Here is a 308-nt window from a genome sequence, read left to right as displayed (position 1 = left end):
TCCTAATGATAGATTTTTCCTCCCAATATTATCTATTTGAAAGCCTTCAAACTTAATATTTTTGGCAGGGAAATCACCACTTACTTCTATTTGAAATAATAATGAATTTTTTTTATTTACTTCGTACTTATTAATCTCATAAAATTCTTGAAGAACGTTATATTCATATACTGGAATATAATTATTTAAATCAGCGAGTTTGTCTGTAGTTTCATTGTTTAAAATTATTTTTGCAAATATCGTTGGCTTAATTCGTTTAATTCTAGAAGTTTTTCGAACTTCTTCTTCTTTTTTATTTTGAGCTACAA

1 protein-coding gene is annotated in these 308 nt (G+C 25.3%); it reads right to left on the bottom strand.

Annotation, left to right across the window (positions count from 1 at the left end):
• Positions 1–308, bottom strand: a 308-nt coding sequence (locus CBI42_RS12910) for a hypothetical protein (protein WP_179211433.1), incomplete at both ends; no start/stop codon positions are given.

The organism is Streptococcus sp. KR, assembly GCF_002238115.1.
Classification (GTDB): Bacteria; Bacillota; Bacilli; order Lactobacillales; family Streptococcaceae; genus Streptococcus.
The sequence above is the reverse complement of the archived record's forward strand: the minus strand, read 5'-3'. Positions and strand labels throughout refer to the sequence as shown.